20 protein-coding genes are annotated in these 25,554 nt (G+C 41.4%); 8 read left to right on the top strand and 12 right to left on the bottom strand.

What is annotated here, in order from left to right:
• Positions 1-3: 3 nt before the first annotated feature.
• The 6 genes from serS to lrp form a co-directional block, all read right to left on the bottom strand.
• Positions 4-1,308 carry a serine--tRNA ligase gene (serS, locus tag FLM47_RS06650; RefSeq protein WP_024601694.1) on the bottom strand — a complete coding sequence of 435 codons (1,305 nt, stop codon included), beginning with the start codon at positions 1,306-1,308 and terminating at the stop codon, positions 4-6.
• A gap of 9 nt (positions 1,309-1,317) precedes the next feature.
• Positions 1,318-1,698 (bottom strand): fluoride efflux transporter CrcB, encoded by a 381-nt coding sequence (gene crcB, locus FLM47_RS06645; protein WP_010389726.1) that lies wholly within the window; start codon positions 1,696-1,698, stop codon positions 1,318-1,320.
• The gene (locus tag FLM47_RS06640; protein ID WP_178955863.1) at positions 1,691-3,034 is read right to left on the bottom strand and encodes a replication-associated recombination protein A; all 1,344 of its coding nucleotides are present in this window, start codon (positions 3,032-3,034) and stop codon (positions 1,691-1,693) included. The genes crcB and FLM47_RS06640 overlap by 8 nt, the downstream gene beginning before the upstream one ends.
• Positions 3,027-3,653: an outer membrane lipoprotein chaperone LolA gene (gene lolA / locus FLM47_RS06635; RefSeq protein ID WP_055011834.1), complete on the bottom strand. Its 627-nt coding sequence runs from the start codon at positions 3,651-3,653 to the stop codon at positions 3,027-3,029. Before lolA ends, FLM47_RS06640 begins: the two co-directional genes overlap by 8 nt.
• Entirely contained in the window at positions 3,653-6,142 is a 2,490-nt protein-coding gene (locus FLM47_RS06630; protein WP_178955861.1) for a DNA translocase FtsK, read from the bottom strand. The genes lolA and FLM47_RS06630 overlap by 1 nt, the downstream gene beginning before the upstream one ends.
• A 196-nt stretch (positions 6,143-6,338) precedes the next feature.
• Complete coding sequence (gene lrp, locus FLM47_RS06625; RefSeq protein WP_008110073.1) at positions 6,339-6,818, bottom strand: leucine-responsive transcriptional regulator Lrp; 480 nt, start codon at positions 6,816-6,818, stop codon at positions 6,339-6,341.
• A gap of 139 nt (positions 6,819-6,957) precedes the next feature.
• On the opposite strand from lrp, the gene ald reads away from it, so the two are divergent.
• Positions 6,958-8,079, top strand: a complete 1,122-nt coding sequence (ald, locus tag FLM47_RS06620) for an alanine dehydrogenase (protein ID WP_054200757.1) — start codon at positions 6,958-6,960, stop codon at positions 8,077-8,079.
• Positions 8,080-8,197: 118 nt separating this feature from the next.
• Here the strand turns inward: ald and pssA are convergent, their stop codons facing one another.
• Positions 8,198-9,523: a CDP-diacylglycerol--serine O-phosphatidyltransferase gene (gene pssA, locus FLM47_RS06615; RefSeq protein WP_055011831.1), complete on the bottom strand. Its 1,326-nt coding sequence runs from the start codon at positions 9,521-9,523 to the stop codon at positions 8,198-8,200.
• 276 nt (positions 9,524-9,799) lie between these two features.
• On the opposite strand from pssA, the gene trxB reads away from it, so the two are divergent.
• The 5 genes from trxB to infA all read left to right on the top strand — a co-directional run bounded on the left by trxB (position 9,800) and on the right by infA (position 15,772).
• Positions 9,800-10,750 (top strand): thioredoxin-disulfide reductase, encoded by a 951-nt coding sequence (trxB, locus tag FLM47_RS06610; RefSeq protein ID WP_178955850.1) that lies wholly within the window; start codon positions 9,800-9,802, stop codon positions 10,748-10,750.
• A 306-nt stretch (positions 10,751-11,056) separates the two neighbouring features.
• Entirely contained in the window at positions 11,057-13,870 is a 2,814-nt protein-coding gene (locus FLM47_RS06605) for a bifunctional aconitate hydratase 2/2-methylisocitrate dehydratase (protein ID WP_178955848.1), read from the top strand.
• 179 nt (positions 13,871-14,049) lie between these two features.
• Positions 14,050-14,766, top strand: a complete 717-nt coding sequence (gene aat / locus FLM47_RS06600) for a leucyl/phenylalanyl-tRNA--protein transferase (protein WP_178955846.1) — start codon at positions 14,050-14,052, stop codon at positions 14,764-14,766.
• Positions 14,759-15,463, top strand: coding sequence for an arginyltransferase (locus tag FLM47_RS06595; RefSeq protein WP_178955844.1), 705 nt, complete (start codon positions 14,759-14,761; stop codon positions 15,461-15,463). The genes aat and FLM47_RS06595 overlap by 8 nt, the downstream gene beginning before the upstream one ends.
• A 90-nt stretch (positions 15,464-15,553) precedes the next feature.
• Entirely contained in the window at positions 15,554-15,772 is a 219-nt protein-coding gene (gene infA, locus FLM47_RS06590) for a translation initiation factor IF-1 (RefSeq protein WP_002962494.1), read from the top strand.
• A gap of 200 nt (positions 15,773-15,972) precedes the next feature.
• On the opposite strand, the gene clpA is transcribed toward infA, so the two are convergent.
• Together clpA and clpS are read right to left on the bottom strand one after the other, a co-directional pair.
• Positions 15,973-18,234, bottom strand: coding sequence for an ATP-dependent Clp protease ATP-binding subunit ClpA (gene clpA, locus FLM47_RS06585; protein ID WP_008110100.1), 2,262 nt, complete (start codon positions 18,232-18,234; stop codon positions 15,973-15,975).
• A gap of 68 nt (positions 18,235-18,302) precedes the next feature.
• Positions 18,303-18,611, bottom strand: coding sequence for an ATP-dependent Clp protease adapter ClpS (gene clpS, locus FLM47_RS06580; protein ID WP_008110102.1), 309 nt, complete (start codon positions 18,609-18,611; stop codon positions 18,303-18,305).
• A 209-nt stretch (positions 18,612-18,820) separates the two neighbouring features.
• On the opposite strand from clpS, the gene cspD reads away from it, so the two are divergent.
• Positions 18,821-19,039, top strand: coding sequence for a cold shock domain-containing protein CspD (gene cspD / locus FLM47_RS06575; protein ID WP_138604913.1), 219 nt, complete (start codon positions 18,821-18,823; stop codon positions 19,037-19,039).
• A 453-nt stretch (positions 19,040-19,492) separates the two neighbouring features.
• Entirely contained in the window at positions 19,493-21,715 is a 2,223-nt protein-coding gene (locus FLM47_RS06570; protein WP_178956849.1) for an NADP-dependent isocitrate dehydrogenase, read from the top strand.
• 95 nt (positions 21,716-21,810) lie between these two features.
• Here the strand turns inward: FLM47_RS06570 and FLM47_RS06565 are convergent, their stop codons facing one another.
• From FLM47_RS06565 to FLM47_RS06555, 3 genes are all read right to left on the bottom strand, one after another.
• Positions 21,811-23,052, bottom strand: coding sequence for an amidohydrolase family protein (locus FLM47_RS06565; RefSeq protein ID WP_178955842.1), 1,242 nt, complete (start codon positions 23,050-23,052; stop codon positions 21,811-21,813).
• Between the two features lie 12 nt (positions 23,053-23,064).
• A complete protein-coding gene (locus FLM47_RS06560) occupies positions 23,065-24,447 on the bottom strand; it encodes an amidohydrolase (protein ID WP_178955832.1) in 1,383 nt (460 codons plus the stop codon).
• 100 nt (positions 24,448-24,547) lie between these two features.
• Entirely contained in the window at positions 24,548-25,333 is a 786-nt protein-coding gene (locus FLM47_RS06555) for a hypothetical protein (RefSeq protein WP_178955830.1), read from the bottom strand.
• Positions 25,334-25,554 lie beyond the last annotated feature (221 nt).

The raw sequence follows: 25,554 nt of genomic DNA, 5'->3' as shown, positions 1-25,554 counted from the left end.
ACTTTAAGCTTTACCAATCACTTCAAGTCCACCCATGTATGGGCGTAATACTTCTGGTACTACTACAGAGCCGTCGGCTTGTTGGTAGTTTTCTAGTATTGCTACAAGTGTACGGCCAACCGCTAAACCTGAGCCGTTTAGTGTGTGTAAAAGCTCTGGTTTTTTAGCGCCTTCACGACGAAAACGAGCTTGCATACGACGTGCTTGGAAATCGACCATGTTTGAACATGATGAAATTTCGCGGTACGTGTCTTGCGCTGGTAACCATACTTCTAAGTCGTAGGTTTTAGCTGCGCCAAAGCCCATGTCGCCCATACATAAAATCACTTTTCGGTATGGTAGTTCTAGTGCTTGTAAAATTTGCTCTGCGTGGCCTGTTAGCTCTTCAAGCGCTTGCATAGAATCTTCTGGTTTTACTAGTTGTACTAGTTCAACTTTATCAAACTGGTGCTGGCGAATTAAGCCGCGTGTATCGCGACCATAGCTGCCCGCTTCACTTCTAAAACACGGTGTGTGCGCAGTTAAGCGAATCGGTAAATCGCTTTCTTCGTAAATTTCGTCGCGTGCGCTATTAGTAAGCGGTACTTCTGCCGTAGGAATTAAGCTAAAGCCAGCTTGCTGCTCGCCATCATCGTTTACTAGGCCTAACGTGTGGAATAAATCGCCGGCAAACTTAGGTAATTGGCTGGTGCCGTAAAGGCTTGCGCTATTAACTAAGTACGGTACATACATTTCTGTGTAGCCGTTTTTATCTGTGTGGGTGTCTAGCATGTATTGGGTAAGTGCACGGTGCATACGCGCTACTTGGCCGCGCATTACGGTAAAACGTGCGCCACTAATTTTAACGCCCATTTCAAAGTCTAGGCCGTTTAGGTCTTGCCCTACATCAACGTGGTCTTTAACTTCAAAATCGTACTTTTTAGGGGTGCCCCACGTTAAAATTTCTACGTTGTCGTCTTCGTCAGCACCTTCTGGTACCGATTCATCAGGTAAATTTGGAATTGCTAAGGCAATTTGTTTAATTGCTTCTAACACTTCATCTTGCTCAGCTTTAGCTGCGTCTAATTCGCTGCCTAAGTTAGCAACTGCGTCTAGCAATGGCTGCGCATCTTCGCCTTTTGCTTTTGCTTGACCAATGGCTTTCGCACTGGCGTTACGTTGACTTTGAAGTTCTTGCGTTTTTACTTGTAATGTTTTGCGTTTTTCTTCAAGTTCAGTCACTACCGCTACATCTAGTTCATAACCACGTGCGGCTAAACGTGCTGCAGTTTGTTCGACATCTTGACGTAAATATTTAGAATCTAACATGTTAGTTTTTTAACCTTTTTGCATTACTAGCTGAAGGCCCAGCCAAGCCATAAAAATACACACCATCACGTTTAAGATGATATTGAGGGCCATTTTAATAAAGTGACCTTGTTGTAATAACAACAACGAATCCATTGAGAATGTTGAAAAGGTGGTTAACGCACCTAAAAAGCCAATTCCGATGAGGGTTTTAGCGGGACTAACGGCAATAACCTGCTTATCGATTAAACCGTACAAAATGCCCATCAACAATGAACCCAGAATATTAACCGTCAACGTACCAAAAGGGAATCCCCTACCGAGGAGTTTTAGCATGGTTTCGCTAATAAAAAACCGTAAACAGGCTCCTGAGGCTCCGCCAAGAGCTATCATCATGTAAAGTTTAATCATGCTCATAACGTTTTACTGGGCTTTGCGCGTCGCGCTCTTTTAAATAATCGAGCTTTTGTTTAATTTTTTGCTCAAGTCCACGATCACTTGGCTGGTAGTATTGTTTGCCATCCATTTCTGGCGGTAGGTATTTTTCGCCAGCAGCAAATGCGCCTTCTTCATTATGCGCATATCGATACTCTGCGCCATAACCTAAGTCTTTCATTAAATTAGTGGGGGCATTGCGTAAATGCTCTGGCACTGGGTAGCTTGGCTGATTTTTAGCATCGTCTTTAGCTTGGTTAAACGCCATATAAACCGCATTGCTTTTAGGTGCGCTGGCTAAATACAAGGTGGCCTGTGCAATTGCGCGCTCGCCTTCACTGGGGCCAACACGCTGAAAAATATCCCATGCGTTTAAAGCCACTTCCATCGCGCGCGGATCGGCGTTGCCAATATCTTCAGTGGCAATCGCTAATAAGCGCCTTGCAACATAAAGCGGGTCGCCGCCACCGGCTAAAATACGGCAGTACCAATAAAGCGCACCATCGGGTGAACTGCCTCGCACTGATTTATGAAACGCCGAAATTAAATCGTAAAATTCATCGCCGCCTTTATCGTATTTCGCTAAATGCGAAGGGAGTACTTGGCTGAGTACCTGTTCGTCAACATGAAATTGGCCGTTTTGCTCAGTGGTTAAATCGACTGCTTGCTCGAGTAAATTAAGCACTTTACGAGCATCGCCACCACTTGCTTGGCATAGCGCCTGTTTGGCGTTATCTGCAATCACGATGTGTTTTTGGCTTAATTGCTCATCTTGTTTAAGTGCACGCTCAATTACCGTGTATAAATCGCTTTCCTGCAAGGATTTTAAAACATATACCCTTGCACGAGACAAAATCGCATTATTAAGCGCAAACGAGGGGTTTTCGGTGGTCGCGCCTACAAATATAAAAGTGCCATCTTCAATATGCGGTAAAAACGCATCTTGCTGAGATTTATTAAAGCGGTGAACTTCGTCAACAAACATTAGAGTACGCTGGCCGCGGCTTTGTAAGTTATCGCGCGCTTGGGTTACGCTATCGCGTATATCTTTTACGCCCGCCGTTACTGCCGACATTTGAATTAGTTCAGCATCGGCATGATTGGCAATAATTTGCGCGAGCGTAGTTTTACCCACCCCTGGCGGCCCCCATAAAATTAAACTATGGCAACGCCCTGCAACAATGGCTTGATGCAGCGGTTTATCGCTACTTAGTAAATGCTGCTGCCCTATGTAATCGTTTAGCGATAAAGGGCGCATACGCGCAGCGAGTGGGCGTACATCGGGCCCAAAGTTAAAACCTAAATTACTCACCGTTACTCTGATCGTCTATTTCTACACCCGCTGGCGGGGTAAATTCAAAAGTTGTTTTATCAAGCTCAGTATTAACCTGTGCATTGCTAAATGTAAACGCAGATAGCTGGCCTGAGTTATCTTTAACCACCAGTTTTGCAAGCCCCTGCTCGTTATCAGCAAAAGTAATATCAAGCTGCTCTACTTGGCTTTCAACGCCTTTATTTGGGGTAATGCTAAAGCCTAAATCGGTGGCAAGCACGCTGTATTTTTCCCATTGCGCAGGGTCTTTAGAGGTGAGCAATATAAACGGTGTAGAGTCAATTAAACCGCTGGTTTTCATGATGGTTACTTGCTCAGCAAAGCTATCAAAGTAATAGGTTTTATCGCCGTTTGACACAAATAACGTGTCGTCTGGGTTAGTTTGCTGCCAGCGAATCATCAATGGCTGTTGCAGCGCAATATTGCCTTGGCCTTGCATTACCAGTTGGCCTTCACCGTCGGTTACGTTTTGTTTAAATTGTGCTTTAAAGCTTTTTAAGGTCGATAACTTATCTTGTAATGCTTGGCTGTCGTCAGCAAAACTTGGCATAGCAACTAAACTGCCCAATACCAATAATAAACTACTTAATTTTTTCATTAATTTGCTCCATTAGGTACTAATACATCGCGAGCGCCGTTATGTCCTGGTGCACTCACGATACCTGATGTTTCCATTTGTTCTACTAAACGTGCAGCACGGTTATAGCCTACACGTAATTTACGTTGCACTGATGATACCGATACTTTTCCGGTTTCTATTACAAAGGCGACCGCTTCGTCGTATAACGGATCTGACTCTTCATCGCCATTCTCGCTGGCTTCCCCTGGTAATAAAATATCTTCAGTGGCATCGCCATTTAAAATTTCGTCTATGTAATTTGGTTTAGCACGGGCTTTCCAATCGTTTACCACGGCATGTACTTCATGGTCGTCTACAAACGCGCCATGCACACGCTCTGGCACACTGGTGCCTGGCGGTAAATAAAGCATGTCACCCATGCCTAATAAGTTTTCTGCGCCTTGTTGATCCAGTATGGTGCGCGAATCTATTTTACTTGATACCTGAAACGCCATACGTGTAGGTATGTTCGCTTTAATTAAACCGGTTATTACATCAACCGACGGACGCTGTGTTGCCAAAATTAAATGAATACCCGCAGCACGCGCTTTTTGCGCTATACGGGCAATTAACTCTTCAACTTTTTTACCTACAATCATCATCATGTCGGCAAATTCGTCAATAACCACCACTATGCTAGGTAATTTGTCCAGTTCATCAGGGCCGTCTTTCATGCCGTCGGTGTCTTTAAATAATGGATCCATTATTGGGTAGCCCGCTTCTTTAGCTTCCATTACTTTTTGGTTGTAACCTTTTAAGTTACGTACACCTAAAGCCGACATCAGCTTATAGCGGCGTTCCATTTCACCTACACACCAACGCAGCGCGTTAGCGGCTTCTTTCATGTCGGTCACAACTTCACACAATAAATGCGGAATACCTTCGTAAACAGAAAGCTCAAGCATTTTCGGGTCAATCATGATCATACGAACATCTTCTGGGCCCGATTTATACAGTAAGCTTAATATCATTACATTAACGCCCACTGACTTACCTGAACCCGTTGTACCGGCAACTAATAAATGTGGCATTTTACCTAGGTCAGCACACACAGGTTGCCCTGCAATATCTTTACCAAGCACCATGGTTAATGGCGATGGGTTTTGCTCAAACTTAGGTGCGTTTATGACTTCTGATAAACGTACAATTTCACGGTATTTATTAGGCAGCTCAATACCGATATAGGTTTTACCCGGAATAACTTCAACCACTCGCACACTAATTGCCGATAGCGAGCGCGCTAAATCTTTTGACAGCCCAGTAATTTTAGACACCTTAATACCCGGTGCTAAATCAAGCTCAAAACGGGTAACAACAGGCCCAGGGTAAACTCCAACCACGGTTGCTTGCACGTTAAAATCGAGTAGTTTTGTTTCTACAAGGCGCGATACACTATCAAGCTCTTCTTGCGAAATTGGATTTTTTGCTTTGTCGGGTCTGTCGAGTAAATCTAATGATGGCAATGGCCCCGGAGGTGGCTCTTGCTCTAATAATTGCTCAAACTTCTCTTTGGCAGTTGGCGGCGGTTGAAACCCTGATTTTGGCTTGTTAATTGGCCTTGCTGGTGAAACCACTGTTGTAGCTGGTTTTTCAGGTTCAACCACTGGGCTTTGATCAAGCGCATTAAGTGCTGCCTCTGTGTCCATAGGTTCATCGTCTATGGCGCTAAAGCTAATTTCTTGATCGAGTATTTGGTCAAGCTCGTCAAACGGCATAAACTCGTCGTCTTGCGGCGCGTTTACTTTAGTTGTTGGTTTGTCGAGTGCTTTTGGTTTGTCTGCTGTTTTATTAGCAAGCTCAGGTTCTTGTTGGCGTGTGTCATCTTCAAAATAGGCATCGGGTTGCTCGTCTTGAACTTTACCTGCAATGCGTTCGCGTTGCATCCAACCGCGAGCATAGGTAACCAAAAAGCGGTATAACCTAACAATTAAATCACCCAAGTAATCAACAAATTGTACCCACGAAACACCCGTTAATAGGGTTAATCCTGCAAAAAAGAAACACAGCAGTAAAATAGAGGTACCGGTAAAATTAAACGCAGGCATCATCGCCGATGCAATCACATCGCCCACTACCCCACCGGATGAAAAATTATAAATATCGTCAAAATTAATACTGCTGATAGCGGTGGCTGAGGTAATAAACAGCGCAAAGCCAATAATACGTAATCCAAGTGTGGTGTAATCGAGTTGCAAAATACGGTGTGGCTGCTTAAACACTAAATAGCCAAGCAGCTGAATAGCCGCTGGCACAAAATAGGCAAGCCAACCAAAGGTAAGAAGTAAAATGTCGGCCACCCACGCGCCCGCCGTACCTGTGATATTTTGTACATTGGTAAACTCACCCGTTTGCGACCAAGCAGGATCGGCAGGATGAAAACTAATTAAAGCACATAAAATAAATACCGCTGCAAAGGTGCTGACGATGAGCCCCGTTTCTAATAGTCTTTGTACACCGTTTAGGCGCATAATTACCTATCCCTCATTATTATTTTTTACACTCACTTGGCAATAGAATACCTTAGCAGGAAATGTATTTTGATGCACTTTATCTTAACCATGATGGCCTGATTATGAACAAGTTTTTATTATTTAGTCGTACACTCATTAAAAAAGCAAAGTTGGCTGCAACGATAAAAGTATATTAAAGGCTGTTACTTTATCATTAAGCAACAAAAGGACGAATAACAACGCCTTCTTCACCTTTTACTTCTTCCATTACTACGTAGGTACGACTTTCACTCACATTGGGCAGCTTTAATAATATATCACCAAGTACCCCTCGGTATTCTGACATATCGTTAACCCGGGTTTTTAATAAAAAGTCGAAATTACCAGAAACCAAATGACATTCTATAATTTCTTCGTGCTTTCTAACAGCAGCACTGAACTCTTCAAACACGTCGGGCGATGTTTTGGTAATGGTTACTTCCACATACACAGAAAGCCCTTGACCAAGCTTGGCAGGATCAACCACGGCTTTATAGCCTAAAATATACCCTTCTCGCTCTAGCTTTTTCACTCGCTCTAGACAGGGCGTGGCGCTTAGGCCAACTCGTCGGGCCAGTTCAACATTTGACAGGCGGCCATCAAGTTGTAATTCGACTAAAATTTTGCGATCAATACGGTCTAATAAGTTATGCATGGCTTTTTAGTTTTTTATTCTAATAAAATTAATTTTACAGATACTAACACTACAAAGGGCTTAAAAAAAGGTGAGACACACTACCCTGGCATGAATATAATAGTGGAAAATTTTTATCCCGTTCTAACAAGGCAAAATTATGATTATTGGTGTACCTAAAGAAATTAAAAACCACGAGTACCGTGTAGGTATGGTTCCTGCGAGTGTTCGCGAACTTGTAAATCACGGCCACCAAGTGATTGTTGAAACGAATGCTGGTATGGGCATTGGTTTTACAAATGATGATTATGTTCAAGCAGGCGCTGAAATTTTAGAAACAGCTGCTGACGTTTTTGCAAAAGCAGAAATGATCATCAAGGTAAAAGAGCCTCAAGCTGTTGAGCGTGCAATGTTACGTGAAGACCAAATTCTTTTCACTTACCTTCACCTTGCACCGGATCTTCCACAAACTGAAGACCTTGTTAAAAGTAAAGCAATCTGTATTGCGTATGAAACAGTAACTGATTCACGCGGTGGTTTACCACTTTTAGCGCCAATGAGTGAAGTTGCTGGTCGTATGTCTATTCAAGCAGGTGCACAAGCGCTAGAAAAAGCTAACCACGGTCGTGGTATGTTACTAGGTGGTGTACCCGGTGTTGAGCCAGCTAAAGTAGTTGTTATTGGCGGCGGCATGGTTGGTCGTAGCGCTGCACAAATGGCCGTTGGCTTAGGTGCTGAGGTTGTTGTACTTGACCGTAACATCGACGTATTACGTGCACTAGACGCACAGTTTGGTAACAAAGTTAAAGCTATTTACTCAACAGCTGATGCGCTTGAGAAGCACGTACTTGAAGCTGACCTAGTAATTGGTGGTGTACTTATCCCAGGTGCTGCTGCACCTAAACTAGTAACTGCTGAACACATTAAAGCAATGAAGCCTGGCGCTGCAATTGTTGACGTTGCAATCGACCAAGGTGGTTGTATTGCTACGTCTAAAGCAACTACGCACGCTGATCCTACTTTCATCGTTGATGAAGTTGTTCACTACTGTGTTGCTAACATGCCAGGTGCTGTTCCACGTACATCTACGTTTGCACTTAACAATGCAACATTACCGTTTATCATTAACCTTGCAAACAAAGGTTACAAAAAGGCACTACTAGATGACGCTCACTTCTTAAAAGGCTTAAACGTACTTAAAGGCCAAGTAACTTACAAAGAAGTAGCTGAAGCGTTCAACATGGAATATGTTGACCCACGCACTGCAGTAGAAAACGCGTAACTATTATTGTTACCGCTTATACCTAAGCCATCATTTAGGTATAAGCATTAAAAAAGCAGCTAATTAGCTGCTTTTTTTGTGTCTAAATCTTAGAGTCTGCGGTCAACAGACCCAAATGTTATATAAATCGTTTAATAATAAAGTCGACTTTTACGCGCTTAGCTTGACCAAGTAGCTTTTTCACTGGCTGCGGGTAATCGCTCATGGTTTCTAAATCATCTGGACCGGTTAAACGACGACAATGCTTTAAAATTTCTTGGCGTTCATTATCAATGTCGCGCATTATCGTTTGCTCAGGGTCTTCTATCAGAATACCATTTTCGATATCTAGCCCCCATGCACGCGGATTTAAATTATGCCCGCTAAGTAAATGCACTTTACGGTCACAACAAATCCCTTTTAAATGAAACGAGTTACTCTCGTGTTTCCACAGGTAAACGTTTAAGTTGCCATTATCTATGTGGCGTTTTTGCGATTTTACAAATTTATGCAAAATAGTTTCGTATAAATACGGTAATGCACCAATTTTACTAAACGGCTCACTAGGTGGCAGATAAAAATCGTTTGCGGTTTTATCGCCCACCACAATAGTGACTTGTTTACCTTGCTTTAATAAGCGACGCAAAGAGCGCATTAAAGGAGCCGGAAAATTAAAATACGGCGTGTATAACACCAACTCTTGCTCGGTAGTATCAAACAGCGCTTTGATTAAGCGATTAAGTTCGTTATTACGACGGCCTAAACCCAAAAACAAACGAATGCCCATTGCATGAGTATTCAATTGTTGCGCACTTTTATAGCTTGCCGATTTAAGCTCACGCATAAGTTGCTTTTGTTCAAGTTTAAAGTCAGCCATGCGTTTAAGCGGTCGTTGATCAATTCTTGGAACCGCTTCAGAGCTCAATAAGGTTGATTCGATAAAATCGACTACTGAGTCACATAACTCGCTTTGCGAGACTAAAAAGTATCGATCAAGTCGGTATCGGTCGCTATATTGCAAATACACATTATTTAAACTGGCACCGCTATATAGCAATGTGTCGTCTATAACAAAGCCTTTTAAATGCAATACCCCAAACAGTTCTTTTGCCTTTACGGGAACACCATACACTTGAACGTTTGAATTAAACTTCTCTAAGCTGTCGCAATATAAGCTTGCATTGCCCTCTGACTTTTCTGCACCAATTAAACCACGCTGTGCGCGATGAAAATCAACCAATACTTTTATTTCAAGCGAAGGGTTAGCTAACGATGCACTGTGTAGTGCGGCTAATATTTCACGACCCGCTTCATCATCTTGTAAGTAAAGTGTGGTGATATAAATTCGTTTTTTTGCGTTGGCAATTAAATCTAACAATTGCGTACGGTATTCTTGCGCATTGGTTAAGACGTTAACGTCTTTTGAAGTCAACCCAAATGCGGGTTTCTCTTGCCAAAATAACATAGTTGCCTATTCACTTAGGTCACATAATTAAGCAGTGACAAATCAAAATTAGTTAAAAGATAACAAAAAAAATCAGGCTGGTCATGAATTAACGTCGTTTTATTGGCTAACAGTCTATTTATTAGTCGAGCACTGCTTGTAAGTCATTTGCTAGTACACATTAATGAACAGCTTCCGAATTTGCGAAAAAAAATAATCTCATCTTTTATTTACTTCCTGCTTGTTTTTCTTAGAATCGGGCGCATTAAAACCGTATTAAACGTTTAGGAAAAGATCATGACTGAAGCAAAACATTGTAAGTTACTTATTTTAGGTTCGGGCCCTGCTGGCTACACAGCCGCAGTTTACGCTGCACGTGCTAATTTAAATCCTGTTTTAATTACAGGTATTCAACAAGGTGGCCAGCTAACAACCACTACTGAAGTTGAAAACTGGCCTGGCGATGCACACGGTTTAACCGGCCCTGCATTAATGGATCGTATGAAAGAGCATGCAGAACGCTTTGAAACTGAAATTGTGTTCGACCACATCAACAAAGTTGACGTATCTAAGCGCCCTTTCACACTAACCGGTGACCAAGGTACTTACACATGTGATGCTTTAATTATTGCAACCGGTGCCTCTGCGAAATATTTAGGCTTAGAGTCTGAGACTAATTTCCAAGGTCGTGGTGTTTCTGCTTGTGCAACCTGTGACGGGTTTTTCTATAAAGGCCAAAAAGTAGCGGTTGTTGGTGGTGGTAACACGGCTGTTGAAGAAGCGTTATACCTGTCTAACATTGCTGATGAAGTTCATGTTATTCACCGTCGTGACAGTTTCCGTAGTGAAAAAATTCTTGCTGACCGCCTTGCTGAAAAAGCAGCAAACGGTAATGTTGTAATGCACTTCAACCGTACACTTGATGAAGTGCTTGGTGACCAAATGGGTGTGACCGGCGTTCGCATTAAAGATGTGGCGTCAGATGCTACTGAAGAACTTGATTTAGCGGGTGTGTTTATTGCCATTGGCCATAAGCCAAACACCGATATGTTTGAAGGTCAGCTAGAAATGAAAGACGGCTACCTAGTGGTTGAATCTGGTCTTAACGGTAATGCAACTCAAACAAGTGTGCCAGGCGTATTTGCTGCCGGTGATGTGTCTGATCATATTTACCGTCAAGCTATCACCTCTGCCGGTACTGGCTGTATGGCTGCACTTGATGCAGAACGCTTTTTAGATAACCTATAAGCATACATAGCATACTTTTGGGGCTGAATTTTCAGCCCTTTTTTGTGCCCAATTATTACGCCCGAGATAATTGTACCCGCACCAACATTCACTAGGCTTATAGTTGAAATTAGTCTTATTTATACAATTAATGGCTCAGGTACGATAGGATCTAAGGGTGAGCAACAAATACCGTCAAATTATATAAGTAAAACTAGCTATAATTATCGTCAGGAATAAAAGCTTTATTCATTTAGGCATTACTAGAAACTGTAAAATCAGTTAAAATGCTTAACTTCATATCAAGTAAATTACCGAGAGTTTTCTATGAGTTTGTATACAAAATATATGGAAGAAATCCAAACCCGTAAAACGGAGCTTGGATTAAGCCCACAACCAATCGATAGCGCTGAACTAGTATCAGAAATAATTAATCAAATTAAAGATACTAATAACGAGCACCGTAAAGATTCACTGCATTTCTTTATTTTTAATACTTTACCTGGAACAACCAGTGCTGCGGGCGTTAAAGCACAGTTTCTAAAAGAAATCATTTTAGGTGAAGAGCACGTTGCAGAGATCACTCCAGAATTTGCATTCGAACTACTTTCACACATGAAAGGCGGCCCATCGATTGAAATGCTAATTGATTTAGCCTTTGCTGATGACGCAAAAATCGCAGCACAAGCTGCAGAAGTACTGAAAACTCAGGTATTCTTATACGATGCAGATATGGAGCGCATTAAAGCGGCCTACGAAGCAGGTAACCCAATTGCTAAAGAATTACTAGAGAGCTTCTCAAAAGCTGAATTCTTTACAAAATTACCTGACATCGAAGAAAAAATCGAAGTAGTAACTTACATTGCTGGTGAAGGCGACATTTCAACTGATTTACTTTCTCCAGGTAACCAAGCACACTCACGTGCTGACCGTGAATTACACGGTAAGTGCATGATCACTGAAGAAGCACAACAAGAAATTGTTGCCCTTCAAAAGAAACACCCTAACGCTAAAGTAATGCTTATTGCTGAAAAAGGCACCATGGGCGTTGGTTCATCACGTATGTCTGGTGTGAATAACGTAGCACTTTGGGCTGGTAAACAAGCAAGTCCATACGTTCCTTTCATCAACATTGCACCTGTTGTTGCAGGTACTAACGGTATTGCACCAATCTTCTTAACAACGGTTGATGTAACTGGCGGTATTGGTCTTGACCTTAAAAACTGGGTTAAAAAAGTAGATGCAGACGGCAATACAGTAACTGATGCAAATGGTGACGCTGTGCTTGAAGAAGCCTACTCTGTTGCTACTGGTACTGTGCTAACAATCAATACTAAAGAGAAGAAGCTTTATAACGGTGATAAAGAGCTTGTTGATATTTCATCAGCATTCACACCGCAAAAAGTTGAATTCATGAGAGCTGGCGGTTCTTACGCAGTTGTATTCGGTAAAAAACTACAAACGTTTGCTGCTGAAACTCTTGGCATTGAAACGCCGCTTGTTTATGCACCTTCAAAAGAAATTTCACACGAAGGCCAAGGCTTAACAGCGGTTGAAAAAATCTTTAACCGTAACGCGGTAGGTGTACTATCAGATACGCCACTTCACGCTGGCTCAAATGTTCGTGTTAAAGTGAACATCGTTGGTTCGCAAGATACAACCGGTCCAATGACTGCACAAGAATTAGAAGCAATGGCTGCTTCAACGATTTCTCCTCTTGTTGATGGTGCCTATCAATCTGGTTGTCATACAGCATCAGTATGGGATAGCAAAGCACAAGCAAACATTCCTAAACTAATGGCGTTTATGAATAAGTTTGGTTTGATCACTGCACGTGACCCGAAAGGCGTTTACCATGCAATGACTGACGTTATTCACAAAGTATTGAACGACATTACAATTGATGATCGCGCTATCATCATTGGTGGTGACTCGCATACACGTATGTCTAAAGGCGTTGCCTTTGGTGCCGATTCAGGTACTGTTGCTGTTGCACTTGCAACCGGTGAATCTGCGATGCCGATTCCTGATTCAGTTAAAGTAACGTTTAAAGGCAAAATGGCTAAGCATATGGATTTCCGCGATGTTGTACATGCAACGCAAGCGCAAATGCTTAAGCAATTTGGCGGCGAAAACGTATTCCAAGGTCGTATCATTGAAGTTCATATTGGTACCCTAATGGCTGACCAAGCTTTTACCTTCACTGACTGGACTGCAGAAATGAAAGCGAAAGCGTCAATCTGTATTTCAAATGATGAAACGTTAATTAAGTCAATTGAACTTGCTAAGTCACGTATCCAAATCATGATCAACAAAGGTATGGAAAACGAAGCACAAACGCTACAAGGTCTAATCGATTTAGCCGACAAGCGTATTGCAGGTATTCAATCTGGTGAAGAGCCAGCACTTTCTCCAGACGACAACGCTAAATACCATGCAGAAGTTGTGGTTGATTTAGACCAAATCGTTGAGCCAATGATTGCCGATCCAGACGTTAATAACGATGATGTTTCTAAGCGTTATACTCACGATGTGATCCGCCCTGTTTCTTTTTACAACGACAAGCCTGTTGATTTAGGTTTTGTTGGTTCGTGTATGGTTCACAAAGGCGATATGAAAATTATTGCTCACATGCTACGTAACCTTGAGAAGAAAAACGGTTCTATCTCATTCAAAGCGCCATTGGTTGTTGCGCCACCAACATACAACATTGTTGATGAGCTTAAAGCGGAAGGCGATTGGGATATTCTTGCTAAATACGCAGGTTTTGAATTTGACGATGCAAAACCAAAAACGGCTGCACGTACTAAGTATGAAAATATCTTATACCTAGAACGCCCTGGTTGTAACCTATGTATGGGTAACCAAGAAAAAGCAGAACCAGGTGATACTGTTATCGCAACATCAACACGTCTTTTCCAAGGCCGTGTAGTAGCCGATACATCTGAGAAAAAAGGTGAATCACTACTAGGTTCTACGCCAGTTGTAGTTCTATCTTCTGTTCTTGGTCGTTTCCCGACTATGGAAGAGTATAAGTCTGCGGTTGAAGGTATTGACCTTACATCGTTTACACCTGTTGAAGAAGCAATGACAACTAAGTTCAACGCAGGTGAAGCTGTACCAGTAAAAGTGGTTAGCTAATTCGATTAGTTTACCATTTAATTAAGCGCGTTTTTTAACGCGCTTTTTTATGCCTAAAATTTACCTAACAGCAATTTAAGCCCTGCTCAACCCTATAGAGAACACAATAATTTGTGGTTTGTGATTTTAAAGCAACAGGTTACACTTTGTCTTGACCATGCAGTTATTCAATCGGTGTTATGACTAAACAACTTTATCAACTCGCTCAAAGCCACTTTGCTTTTCCTGATCCCAGCCATGCATTAGATGATCCAGATGGTTTGCTTGCCATTGGTGGATGTTTATCGGTAACGCGGTTAAAAAATGCCTATTTATCTGGTATTTTTCCGTGGTTTAGTGAACACGAGCCAATTATGTGGTGGTCACCGAGTGAGCGCGGTATTGTTGAGCTTAATGACTTTCATGTTAGTAAAAGCTTACGAAAACATTTAAAAAAGCACCCGGTCACCGTAACTATTAACCATGCCTTTGAAGAAGTGATAGAAGCGTGCCGCGATCAACGCATTGATACTGATGGCACTTGGATAACCCCGCAAATGCAACAGGCGTACATTAATGCCCATCACAATGGCTTGGCCCATAGTTTAGAGGTATGGCGCGAGGGAGAGCTTGCAGGCGGCTTATATGGGATTATGCAAACAGGTGTTTTTTGTGGTGAATCAATGTTTCATCATCAAACAAATTGCTCCAAACTGGCTATGTGGGCGCTGGTTAATTGGCTTAAACGCCATAATGCGCATTTTATTGATTGCCAATTAGAAAATCCTTATTTAATGTCGTTAGGTGCCAGCGTGATTCCACGTGAAGAATTTTTAACTAAACTTAATAAAGCACAGTGTTACACCCCAGCTGCCAGTATGTGGCAGCCACAGGAGCTAATCGCGATATATGAATGAACAACTTCCAGCTCGTATAGGCCTAAGCCAACCATTTGAATGCAGTTACTTGCCAGATCGCCAAGAGCAACTGCTGGTGATACTCGATCCAAGTTGTTATAGCAGCAATAAGTTTGAGTCGTTATTAGGATTGGGCTTTCGTCGCAGTGGTAACCAAATTTACCGTCCGCACTGCCCTATTTGCAGCGCGTGTAGTTCTGTGCGCGTTTTAGCTGATGAGTTTATCCCTACAAAATCGCAAAAACGTAAACTTAACAAAGCAAAAAACCGCTTTGAGGTAAAATATTCTCAAGTTGAACGCGAACAATACTATCCACTTTACAGTAAATACATTAGTTTACGTCATCAAGACGGTTCTATGTATCCACCTGATAAATCACAATTTCAAAGCTTTTTGTTTTGTAGCTGGTTAACCATCACCTTTATAGAGCTTTGGGATCAAGAAAACTTAGTGGCCGTTGCTGTAACTGATTGTATGGACAACGCTATTTCGGCTATTTATACATTTTTTGACCCTGACTACGAACACTTTAGTTTAGGCACTGTAATGATATTACAGCAGCTTAAATTTGCTAAACAGCAGCGCAAACAGTTTGTTTATTTAGGCTATCAAATAGATGAATGTGACAAAATGAAGTATAAAACCCAGTTTTTACCCGCCCAAAAACAGCTCAATGACCAGTGGGTGGCTATTTAATTTACAAAAATAGCCCCTGCGCCTTTACTTATTGGCGTATTTTGGGCAAAATCTGCAGCGTTTAACTATTAAAGAGGTGTTACGCTAAACATGGCGAAAGAAGACGTAATCGAAATGCAAGGGACAGTCCTTGATACTTTACCAAATACAATGTTCCGAGTTGAGCTAGAAAATGGTCACGTAGTTGTGGCTCATATTTCAGGTAAAATGCGCAAAAACTATATCCGTATTTTAACCGGCGATAAAGTAACGGTAGAAATGACTCCTTACGATTTATCGAAAGGTCGTATCGTATTCCGTGCTCGCTAAGTAAGTGCGTAAACGAGATTTAGTTTTTGGCTAGTGAAAACTAGCTTTAAGCGTTTATTAAATGTAATTAATGGTAGTAGCCAGTAATTACATTTAATAAACAAAAAACCCAGCCTTTGCTGGGTTTTTTGTTGCCTATTTCTTTGGCAAATAAAAAAGCCTGCATAAAGCAGGCTTTTTAAATTGCTAACTTTTTTAGGTTAGGCTGGCGTTAAGTCACTCTCGTAATCAAAACGCAGTTTTTTATCTTTAACCGATACTTTTACCGTACCGCCAGAAATTAGCTCACCAAACAGTATTTCGTTAGCCAATTGCTTTTTAAGATCTTCTTGGATAACACGCGCCATAGGACGCGCGCCCATTGCTTTGTCATAGCCTTTATCAGCCAACCATTCACGTGCTTTAGAAGTAAGCTCAAGGTTAACTGACTTCTTATCCAGTTGCGCTTGTAACTCAACAACAAATTTATCAACCACTTGCAAAATAACCTCTTTCTCGAGGTGATTAAACCAAATAATGTTATCTAAGCGGTTTCTAAATTCAGGTGAAAATACTTTGTTAATTTCACCCATTGCATCGTGTGTGTGATCTTGCTCACTAAAACCAATCGACTTACGCGTGGTTTCTTGTACGCCGGCATTGGTGGTCATCACCACTACTACGTTTCTAAAGTCAGCTTTTCGGCCGTTATTATCTGTTAGCGTACCGTGATCCATAACTTGTAATAAAATGTTGTAGATATCAGGATGCGCTTTTTCAATTTCATCCAGCAATACCACTGCATGTGGGTTTTTGATCACCGCTTCTGTTAATAAGCCGCCTTGTTCAAAACCTACATAACCCGGAGGCGCACCGATTAAACGGCTCACCGCATGGCGCTCAACGTATTCAGACATATCAAAACGAATAAACTCAACACCCATGCATTTAGCTAATTGCTTGGTAACCTCTGTTTTACCTACCCCTGTTGGGCCTGCAAATAAGAACGAACCAACCGGTTTGTTCTCGTTTGCTAAACCTGAGCGCGATAAGCGAATAGCAGAAGTTAATGCATCAATGGATTGATCTTGTCCAAACACCAACATTTTTAAATTACGGTCTAAGTTTTTCAGCGTTTCTTTATCAGACGACGACACATTTTGAGGCGGAATACGCGCCATTTTAGACACAATCATCTCAATATCAGATACACCAATGGTTTTTTTACGCTTGGACGTAGGCAGTAGCCGTTGGCTTGCGCCTGCTTCATCAATAACGTCAATCGCTTTATCAGGTAAGTGACGCTCATTAATATACTTGGCACTTAGCTCAGCGGCTGCTTTTAACGCTTTTTGCGTATAACGAATACCATGGTGTGCTTCGTAACGATCTTTTAAGCCGTTAAGAATTTTAGTGGTATCTTCAACGCTAGGTTCAAGCACATCAATTTTTTGAAAGCGACGGACAAGGGCGCGATCTTTTTCAAAAATATTCTTGTACTCACCGTAAGTGGTAGAACCCATACAACGTAATTGCCCACTTGAGAGTAACGGCTTAATTAAGTTTGAGGCATCCATTACCCCACCTGAGGCAGCACCTGCACCAATAATGGTGTGAATTTCATCAATAAATAAGATTGAACCTGGTTTTGCTTGTAACTCTTTTAATAAACTTTTAAAGCGTTTTTCAAAATCGCCTCGGTATTTGGTACCGGCAAGTAACGCGCCCATATCTAAGGAGTACACAACCGCATCAGCAATGACTTCAGGCACTTGTTCGTTAACAATACGATAGGCTAAGCCCTCGGCAATAGCAGTTTTACCTACGCCGGCTTCACCAACCAGTAATGGGTTATTCTTTTTACGACGACACAGCACTTGCACTGTGCGCTCTACTTCACTATCACGGCCAACAAGCGGGTCAATATTACCCTCTTTAGCGTGTATATTAAGGTTAGTTGTAAAGCTGTCGAGCTTACTCGCTTCTTCGCTTGCTACTTCTTGCACCTCTTCATGAATATCGTCGGTATCATCGCCTAATTCGTCGTCACCTTTGGCGATACCATGAGAAATAAAGTTAACAATATCAAGTCGAGAAATATCATTCTTTTTAAGTAAGTACACGGCTTGGCTTTCTTGCTCAGAAAAAATAGCGACCAGCACATTAACGCCTGTCACTTCATTTTTGCCAGAAGATTGCACATGAAATACCGCGCGCTGTAATACTCGCTGAAAACCAAGTGTTGGTTGAGTTTCGCGCTCTTCTTCTAAATCAGGAATAACCGGTGTGGTTTCATCAATAAATTCAAGTAACTCTGTTTTTAATCCAGAAACGTCAACACCACACGCATTAAGCGCTTCTCCAGCTGATGGGTTGTCGAGTAGAGCTAATAAAAGGTGCTCTACGGTCATAAACTCATGACGACGTGTACGCGCTTCACGAAACGCAGTGTTCAAAGTTAGTTCTAAGTCTTTATTTAGCATTGGCAACCCCTTACAGAGATAATAATTTTATACCGCACTTCAAAGATGAAAGTTCACCTTTATGGTATTTATTCCTGCTCACAACTACATAGCAGTGGATGCTCGTTATCCCTTGAGTAGCGGTTAACTTGCTCAGCCTTAGTATGTGCTACGTCGGCGCTATAAACACCACATATACCCTTACCTTGCTGATGTATTTGCAGCATCACATCAGTTGCTCTATCGCTATCCATATTAAAAAACGTCATTAAGATCTCTATTACAAAATCCATCGGCGTGTAATCATCGTTGTTTAACACAACTTTATATTTTCGCGGTGGCTGCAACTTTTGCTTTTCACTATCGCGAACGGTGTCGATAACACCAGAATCTTTCATACCACTCATAATTAAATATAGTCTTGTCTTTGTAACTCAAGCAAACTTGAATAAAAAAATAAATAAAATGTTAAAAAATAACCTAAAACACTTGACTGGTTGCTTAAATAAACTACAGTCAAATGGTGATTGATTAAACCTTAGTCAGTCTAGCAAACAATACAGTTTAGGATAACTAAATTAGTCAACTTATAGAAGGATGTAGAAGTATGGCTTGTGGTAAAGTCAAATGGTTCAACAACGCCAAAGGTTTTGGTTTCATCGTAGAAGACGGTTGCGAGAACGACATTTTTGCTCATTACTCCACAATTGTAATGGACGGATACAAGACACTTAAAGCTGGTCAAGATGTTACCTTCGAATTACAACAGGGCCCTAAAGGTCTACACGCTACTAATATAGCGCCTAATGGCGATATTATAGGGTGATTGTAATTATGAGACTAAAGCGAGTGACCTGTTTAGATCCTCGCTTAATTTCTTAAAAATCCCTAACCACCCCAATATAAATTGCCTCATTGTTTGTTAATTCAACCCCACTCCTTGATTTTATTTTATCTACCCCAATAATTTCAGTATTAGAAGTTTAACTGCTGGCGTCTGGCGTGTAATCCTAGCCCTTTTTAGCCAAGCTTGTTACACTCTTTATCCTGTAAAACGTAATTACTTTAGCCTAATGGCTAGTTTGTATTTACATAAATTTTAGTTATAAAAGACACTAGTCCGTCAGGTGTGATTATTCTCACCTTGTTTAGGTTATACGAGTACCAACACCTAACAGACTACTCATTGCATGTACTAATGCTTAATTTAAAAGTATTAGGCGATGATTTCTTTGCATTGTTGAATTTGGCCAATGCGGCCTACTATCTAGGAATGATGATGACATCAAAAATTATCTATACAAAAACGGACGAAGCTCCGGCACTAGCAACTTATTCGTTGTTACCTATTATCCAAGCATACACAAATGCGGCAGGTGTTGAAGTTGAAACACGCGACATCTCATTAGCTGGTCGTGTAATTGCGAGCTTCCCGGATTACCTAACAGAAGAACAACGCATTGGTGATGCACTTGCAGAACTTGGCGAAATGGCAAAAACACCAGAAGCTAACATCATTAAATTACCGAACATTAGTGCATCAGTTCCACAACTTCGCGCTGTAATTAAAGAGCTTCAAGAAAAAGGTTATGCACTTCCAGAATACCCGGTTGAACCTAAAAACGATGAAGAGAAAGCGATTCAAGCAGCCTACGATAAAATTAAAGGCAGCGCAGTAAACCCTGTACTTCGTGAAGGTAACTCTGACCGTCGTGCACCAGGTTCAGTGAAAGAGTATGCACGTAATAACCCACATTCAATGGGCGCGTGGAGCAAAGATTCACAATCATACGTTGCAAGCATGGAAGAAGGTGACTTCTTTGGTTCCGAGCAATCACTAACTGTTGATGAAGCAACGGATGTTCGTATCGAACACGTAGCGGCTAATGGCGATATCACTGTACTTAAGCAAAGCACGCCATTACTTGCTGGTGAAGTAATTGATGCATCACGTATCAGTGCAGCAAAATTACAAGCATTCCTAGAAGCTGAAATCAATGCAGCTAAAGAAAAAGGCGTGTTATTTTCGCTTCATATGAAAGCAACCATGATGAAAGTATCTGATCCAATCATCTTTGGTCACGCTGTAAAAGTATTCTACAAAGACGTTTTTGCAAAACACGGTGCACTTTTTGAAGAGCTAGGTGTTGATGTAAATAACGGTTTAGGCGATGTGTACTCTAAAATTCAAACATTAGATGACGCTAAGCGCGAAGAAATTGAAGCAGACATTCAAGCGGTTTACGCTAACCGCCCTGCTATCGCCATGGTTGATTCTCATCGTGGTATTACAAACTTACACGTACCAAGTGATGTGATCATCGATGCTTCTATGCCTGCTGCAATTCGTTCAAGCGGTCAAATGTGGAATAAAGACGATAAATTACAAGACACAAGCTTTGTAATTCCAGATCGTTGTTACTCTGGCGTTTACCAAGCAACAATTGATTTTTGTAAACAGCACGGTGCTTTTGATCCTACAACTATGGGTAGCGTACCAAACGTTGGCCTTATGGCTCAAAAAGCGGAAGAATACGGCTCACATGACAAAACATTTGAAGCAAAAGCTGACGGTACTATTCGTGTTGTTGACACAAACGGCAACACCCTACTTGAGCACAGTGTTGAGCAAGGCGATATCTGGCGTATGTGTCAGGTTAAAGATGCACCAATTCAAGATTGGGTTAAACTTGCAGTAAACCGCGCTCGCGCAACTGGTAATCCGGCTATTTTCTGGTTAGATGCAGAACGTGCACACGATGCTGAGCTAATCAAAAAAGTGAACAAATACTTGCCAGATCATGATACTGCTGGCCTAGATATTCAAATTTTATCGCCAATGGATGCAACCTTATTCTCACTAGCACGCATCAAAGAAGGTAAAGATACGATTTCTGTAACAGGTAACGTATTACGTGATTACCTAACAGATTTATTCCCAATTTTAGAATTGGGTACTAGTGCTAAAATGCTTTCAATTGTGCCACTGATGAATGGCGGTGGTTTATTTGAAACAGGTGCCGGTGGTTCTGCTCCTAAGCACGTTCAACAGTTTGAAAAAGAAAACCACTTACGTTGGGATTCTTTAGGTGAGTTCTTAGCACTTGCTGCGTCACTTGAACACCTAAGCACAACAACAGGTAACAACAAGGCACAAGTACTTGCTGATACGCTTGATAAAGCAACGGGCACATTCCTAGCTGAAAACAAGTCACCTTCACGCAAAGTTAAAGAGATTGATAACCGTGGTTCTCATTTCTTCTTATCTTTATTCTGGGCTCAAGAACTTGCTAAGCAAAATGAAGATAGCGAGCTTAAAGCGCAATTTACACAAATTGCTAGCGACCTTGAAACCAACAAAGAGCAAATTGTTAACGAGCTAAACGATGCACAGGGTCCTGCAATGAACATTGGCGGTTACTTCCAGCCAAATGACGATGCAGCCTTCAAAGCAATGCGTCCAAGCACGACATTTAACGAGATTTTATCTAAACTAGTATAAATCGATTAAATGAATGAAAAGGCGCTCACAGAGCGCCTTTTTTGTGCCTAAGAAAAAGGCCGCTAATGCGGCCTTTTCAATTCAACTTTAAACGTTTATTTTGTGTATGCGCGTGGCATGTTCGACTCTGTTGTATAGCGCTCACGCAGTTTATCTTGGCGAGATTCAGTACTAACCTCAACACCATTGATAAACATTTTATTCACGTGGCTGCTCAGCTCAAACGGGTCGTTACTCCACATAACAACATCAGCGGCTTTACCTACTTCTAGGCTACCCGCGTTAATACCAAATACATCAGCCACATTCGAAGTCATGGCCTTTAATGCGCCTTGTTGGCTCATACCGTAAGACACTGCGTTACCGGCATCGTAGCGAAGCTGGTAAACATTGTGACTTGCGTCACCACCCACAGTTAGTAGCACTTTAACACCGGCTTTTTCTAGTATGCCGGCATTATTCAAGCTCGCATGCAACGAATCAAAGCTACCTGGTAAGTTATCCATTGCACTAATGATCACAGGAATGCCTGCTTTAGCGATGCGATCTTTAACTACAACGGCATCTTGAGCGCCATTAAGGACAATGTTTACGCCAAACTGCTGTTTCACTTTTATTAGTTCAACAATATCTGATGCACGCGACACACTAATTAGTAATGGTATATCGCCTTTTAGTACTTTAGCCATTACCGTGTCTTCAGCACTTGGCTTAGCGTCGTCTTTTTTAGCGTCTTTACTTGCTTTGGTTTGATGCTCATCTAATTTTTTAATAAGCGTTTGCAAGGTAAATGCACGAGAACCTTTACTACGCTCACCTAAATGAACCACTAGTGCAGCTTGCTTTTTATCTACGCTTTCAAAGCTACCACTTAAATCAACAACACTTGCTAGGCCTGCAAATATGCTGTCACCACCGTATGGGGTGATCAAATCGCGAGTGATACCGCCTTTACGTGCATAAGGAATTAAGCTTGAACGAGGATTGAATGCTAAGCTTGCATCAAAATCGATACCTGCTTTGTCTTCTCCTGCATCGCGAGAACCGGCAACTGCACCTACTTCAACTAAGCCAAGCTGATTTACACTGGCGATAAAACCAGCCGTCACTATTTGACCTTTAGCATCAATAACTTTGTCAGCTTTAACATCGCTAGGGTTAATGGCAGTGATTTTGCCTTCATTCATTACAATGCTAGCTCCTTCTAATACACCTTGTTCTGAAGATGTATGCAAAGTTGCATTAATGATTGCTAATGACTTGGCGCTCACGGCACCCGATGCTAGTAGCCCTGCAGCAACCAGAGAAAGCGAAAACGAACGTGATAATTTTTTCATTCTGGGTGCTCCTTATTGTTGACCTAACATAAAATCACTTTGTGCTTGGAATGCGCTATCGTTTCTATCGTAAACTTTTGCACCATCAACAAACACTTGCTCTGCTTTTGCATAAACACTAAACGGGCTTTGATTCCAAATAACAACATCAGCTTGTTTACCTGTTTCAAGTGAACCTGTTTTATCTTCAATGCCTAATGATTTAGCGGCGTTAGACGTGATCCATTTAATCGCGTGTTGCTCAGAAATATCAAACCCATTTTGGTTTGCACTGTACATTACTTTTGCGGCTTCTTGGTTTAAGCGTTGAATCGTCGTATCAGAATCTGAGTGCACAACAGCACATGAGTTTTTAACTGCATCAACAATAGCTACGTTCTCTTGCACCATATCGTAGGCTTCCATTTTAAAGCCCCACCAGTCTGGCCAAAGTGCTGCACACGAGCCATTTTCAGCTAATAAATCAGCAATTTTATAGGCTTCAATTCCGTGGTGGAATGTGCCGGCATGGTAATTAAACTCTTTAGAAAGGTCGATCATCATCGCCATTTCTTCTGCTTTGTAGCAGTGATTGTGAATACGAACTTCACCTTCTAAAACACCACGTAATGTATCGTATTTAATATCACGATGTGGAGCTTCTGGGTTTTTACCCGCAGCGTAATCAGCATCGTATTTATCCCACTCACGCTTATATTCTTGAGCGCCAATCCATGCTGTGCGATATCCTGCCATATTACCCATACGTGTCATCGGTAATACGCCTTTACGACCGTAAACACGTTTAGGATTTTCACCACATGCCATTTTTAAACCGTATGGCGCATCAGGAAATTTCATTCCTTGCATGGTGTGAGCCGGTACATTTTTAAGGGTAACGCCACGTCCACCGAATAAATTAGCCGAACCCGGTAAAATTTGTAATGACGTAATACCGCCTTCACGTGCGCGATTAAAACCTGGATCTTGTGGCCAAATTGAATGCTCAACCCATACTTCTGCAGTATTTGGACTGGTCATTTCGTTACCATCTTGATGAGACTCAACCGATGGATTTGGATAAGCACCTAAATGTGAATGAACGTCAATAATGCCTGGTGTTACCCATTTACCTTGTGCGTCGATGGTGGTATCTGCATCAGCGGTTAAATCTTTACCAATTTGCTGCACTTTACCGTCGACAATTAATACATCAGCTTCATCTAAACGCTCACCCGTCCCTGTTAATACAGTCGCATTGGTGATTAACGTGCTTGATGTCGCTACCGGTTGGTAAGTACTTGGGTATGGGTTTTTATTAATGGTTACTTTGTCATCTTGTGGGCCGCTTTCTTGGCAACCAACAAGTGCTGCTGCTAAACCAACAGCTAACAATGAGGGAGCAAATTTTTGCATGTTTTTAGGTTCTCCTGTTTTTTTACTACTTTAGCGAAAGCAAACGCATAAAGCTAAAAAAACAGGTGAAAAGGCGGTTATTTAAGGTGAATTTCTGTAATTATTTTTTTATATAATTGTTATAAAGCTTATCCAGAGCTCCTTCGGTGGTGAGCGATGGATCTTTACTTATAAAGTGTTTAACCGTTCGTGTTACAAAATCCGAATTTTGCTTATGTAATTTTGAAAAATCTTTAATCAATGTATTACCATCTTTTGCGGCTGTAACTTTATCATGACGATGTCTGTATTGACTCAATGCCTTATTAAAATCACCTTGATAGTCTTCCACTAAAATTTTATAAAAGTCACTTTTTTGTACTTTTAATACAGTAATGCAATAGTTAAGCGCTTCTTTGAAATCGGTAAATACAGTGCCTTCAACATCAAACTCTTTAGTTTTTTCACGCACTGTGACACGTGCTTCCTCAGTGGCATAACTAAAGCCCGTAAAGGCTAGTCGCTCAGCCGCTTCTTTACCTAGCTTCATACCTGCTTGAATACTATGCGCAAATTCATCACTCATATCAGCGAGTTCGTTTTCTTCCCACATGTTGTAAACACGCAGAGGTTTTGCATACTTATTAGATAATTTCTTTTTAAGTTTGCTAAATCGCTCATCAATGGTCATTAATCGCTCATTGTGAAGTAATGCATGGCATTCGTAACAGGCTGCAATGGCAACAAAGTCAGCTTCTTCACCTAGATCAATAATACTTTGTAGCATATGCAATGGCGGGCAATGATCGCGCTCTGTTGCCTCACAGCCGCAATAAAAACATTGGTTAAAATGCTGTTGCTCACACGCATAAGCTTGCTGGTAGTAACTTGCTAACGTTTTATTCACAATTGCGCTCCAAAAATATAAAATGCCACAAATTTAGGGCGCGATAATAACAGCCTGAAAAAATATTTCAGTAGGAAAACGCTAAAGTGTGTCAAAAATAAATTACTTAACCTGAACTCTGGTTAAGAGATTTACTAAAATATTGAATTATATTAATAATTTGGTTTGTTTTCTCCAGCCAGAAATTTACAGTGAAAACAAGGCGAATTTTCGCGTCAATA

The organism is Pseudoalteromonas sp. Scap06 (genome assembly GCF_013394165.1).
GTDB lineage: Bacteria > Pseudomonadota > Gammaproteobacteria > Enterobacterales > Alteromonadaceae > Pseudoalteromonas.
The sequence above is the reverse complement of the archived record's forward strand: the minus strand, read 5'-3'. Positions and strand labels throughout refer to the sequence as shown.

Excerpts from the sequence above, each read along its gene's own strand:
- serS (WP_024601694.1), bottom strand. The coding sequence starts at position 1,308 with ATGTTAGATTCTAAATATTTACGTCAAGATGTCGAACAAACTGCAGCA.
- crcB (WP_010389726.1), bottom strand. The coding sequence starts at position 1,698 with ATGATTAAACTTTACATGATGATAGCTCTTGGCGGAGCCTCAGGAGCC.
- lolA (WP_055011834.1), bottom strand. The coding sequence starts at position 3,653 with ATGAAAAAATTAAGTAGTTTATTATTGGTATTGGGCAGTTTAGTTGCT.
- FLM47_RS06630 (WP_178955861.1), bottom strand. The coding sequence starts at position 6,142 with ATGCGCCTAAACGGTGTACAAAGACTATTAGAAACGGGGCTCATCGTC.
- lrp (WP_008110073.1), bottom strand. The coding sequence starts at position 6,818 with ATGCATAACTTATTAGACCGTATTGATCGCAAAATTTTAGTCGAATTA.
- ald (WP_054200757.1), top strand. The coding sequence starts at position 6,958 with ATGATTATTGGTGTACCTAAAGAAATTAAAAACCACGAGTACCGTGTA.
- pssA (WP_055011831.1), bottom strand. The coding sequence starts at position 9,523 with ATGTTATTTTGGCAAGAGAAACCCGCATTTGGGTTGACTTCAAAAGAC.
- trxB (WP_178955850.1), top strand. The coding sequence starts at position 9,800 with ATGACTGAAGCAAAACATTGTAAGTTACTTATTTTAGGTTCGGGCCCT.
- FLM47_RS06605 (WP_178955848.1), top strand. The coding sequence starts at position 11,057 with ATGAGTTTGTATACAAAATATATGGAAGAAATCCAAACCCGTAAAACG.
- aat (WP_178955846.1), top strand. The coding sequence starts at position 14,050 with ATGACTAAACAACTTTATCAACTCGCTCAAAGCCACTTTGCTTTTCCT.
- FLM47_RS06595 (WP_178955844.1), top strand. The coding sequence starts at position 14,759 with ATGAATGAACAACTTCCAGCTCGTATAGGCCTAAGCCAACCATTTGAA.
- infA (WP_002962494.1), top strand. The coding sequence starts at position 15,554 with ATGGCGAAAGAAGACGTAATCGAAATGCAAGGGACAGTCCTTGATACT.
- clpA (WP_008110100.1), bottom strand. The coding sequence starts at position 18,234 with ATGCTAAATAAAGACTTAGAACTAACTTTGAACACTGCGTTTCGTGAA.
- clpS (WP_008110102.1), bottom strand. The coding sequence starts at position 18,611 with ATGAAAGATTCTGGTGTTATCGACACCGTTCGCGATAGTGAAAAGCAA.
- cspD (WP_138604913.1), top strand. The coding sequence starts at position 18,821 with ATGGCTTGTGGTAAAGTCAAATGGTTCAACAACGCCAAAGGTTTTGGT.
- FLM47_RS06570 (WP_178956849.1), top strand. The coding sequence starts at position 19,493 with ATGACATCAAAAATTATCTATACAAAAACGGACGAAGCTCCGGCACTA.
- FLM47_RS06565 (WP_178955842.1), bottom strand. The coding sequence starts at position 23,052 with ATGAAAAAATTATCACGTTCGTTTTCGCTTTCTCTGGTTGCTGCAGGG.
- FLM47_RS06560 (WP_178955832.1), bottom strand. The coding sequence starts at position 24,447 with ATGCAAAAATTTGCTCCCTCATTGTTAGCTGTTGGTTTAGCAGCAGCA.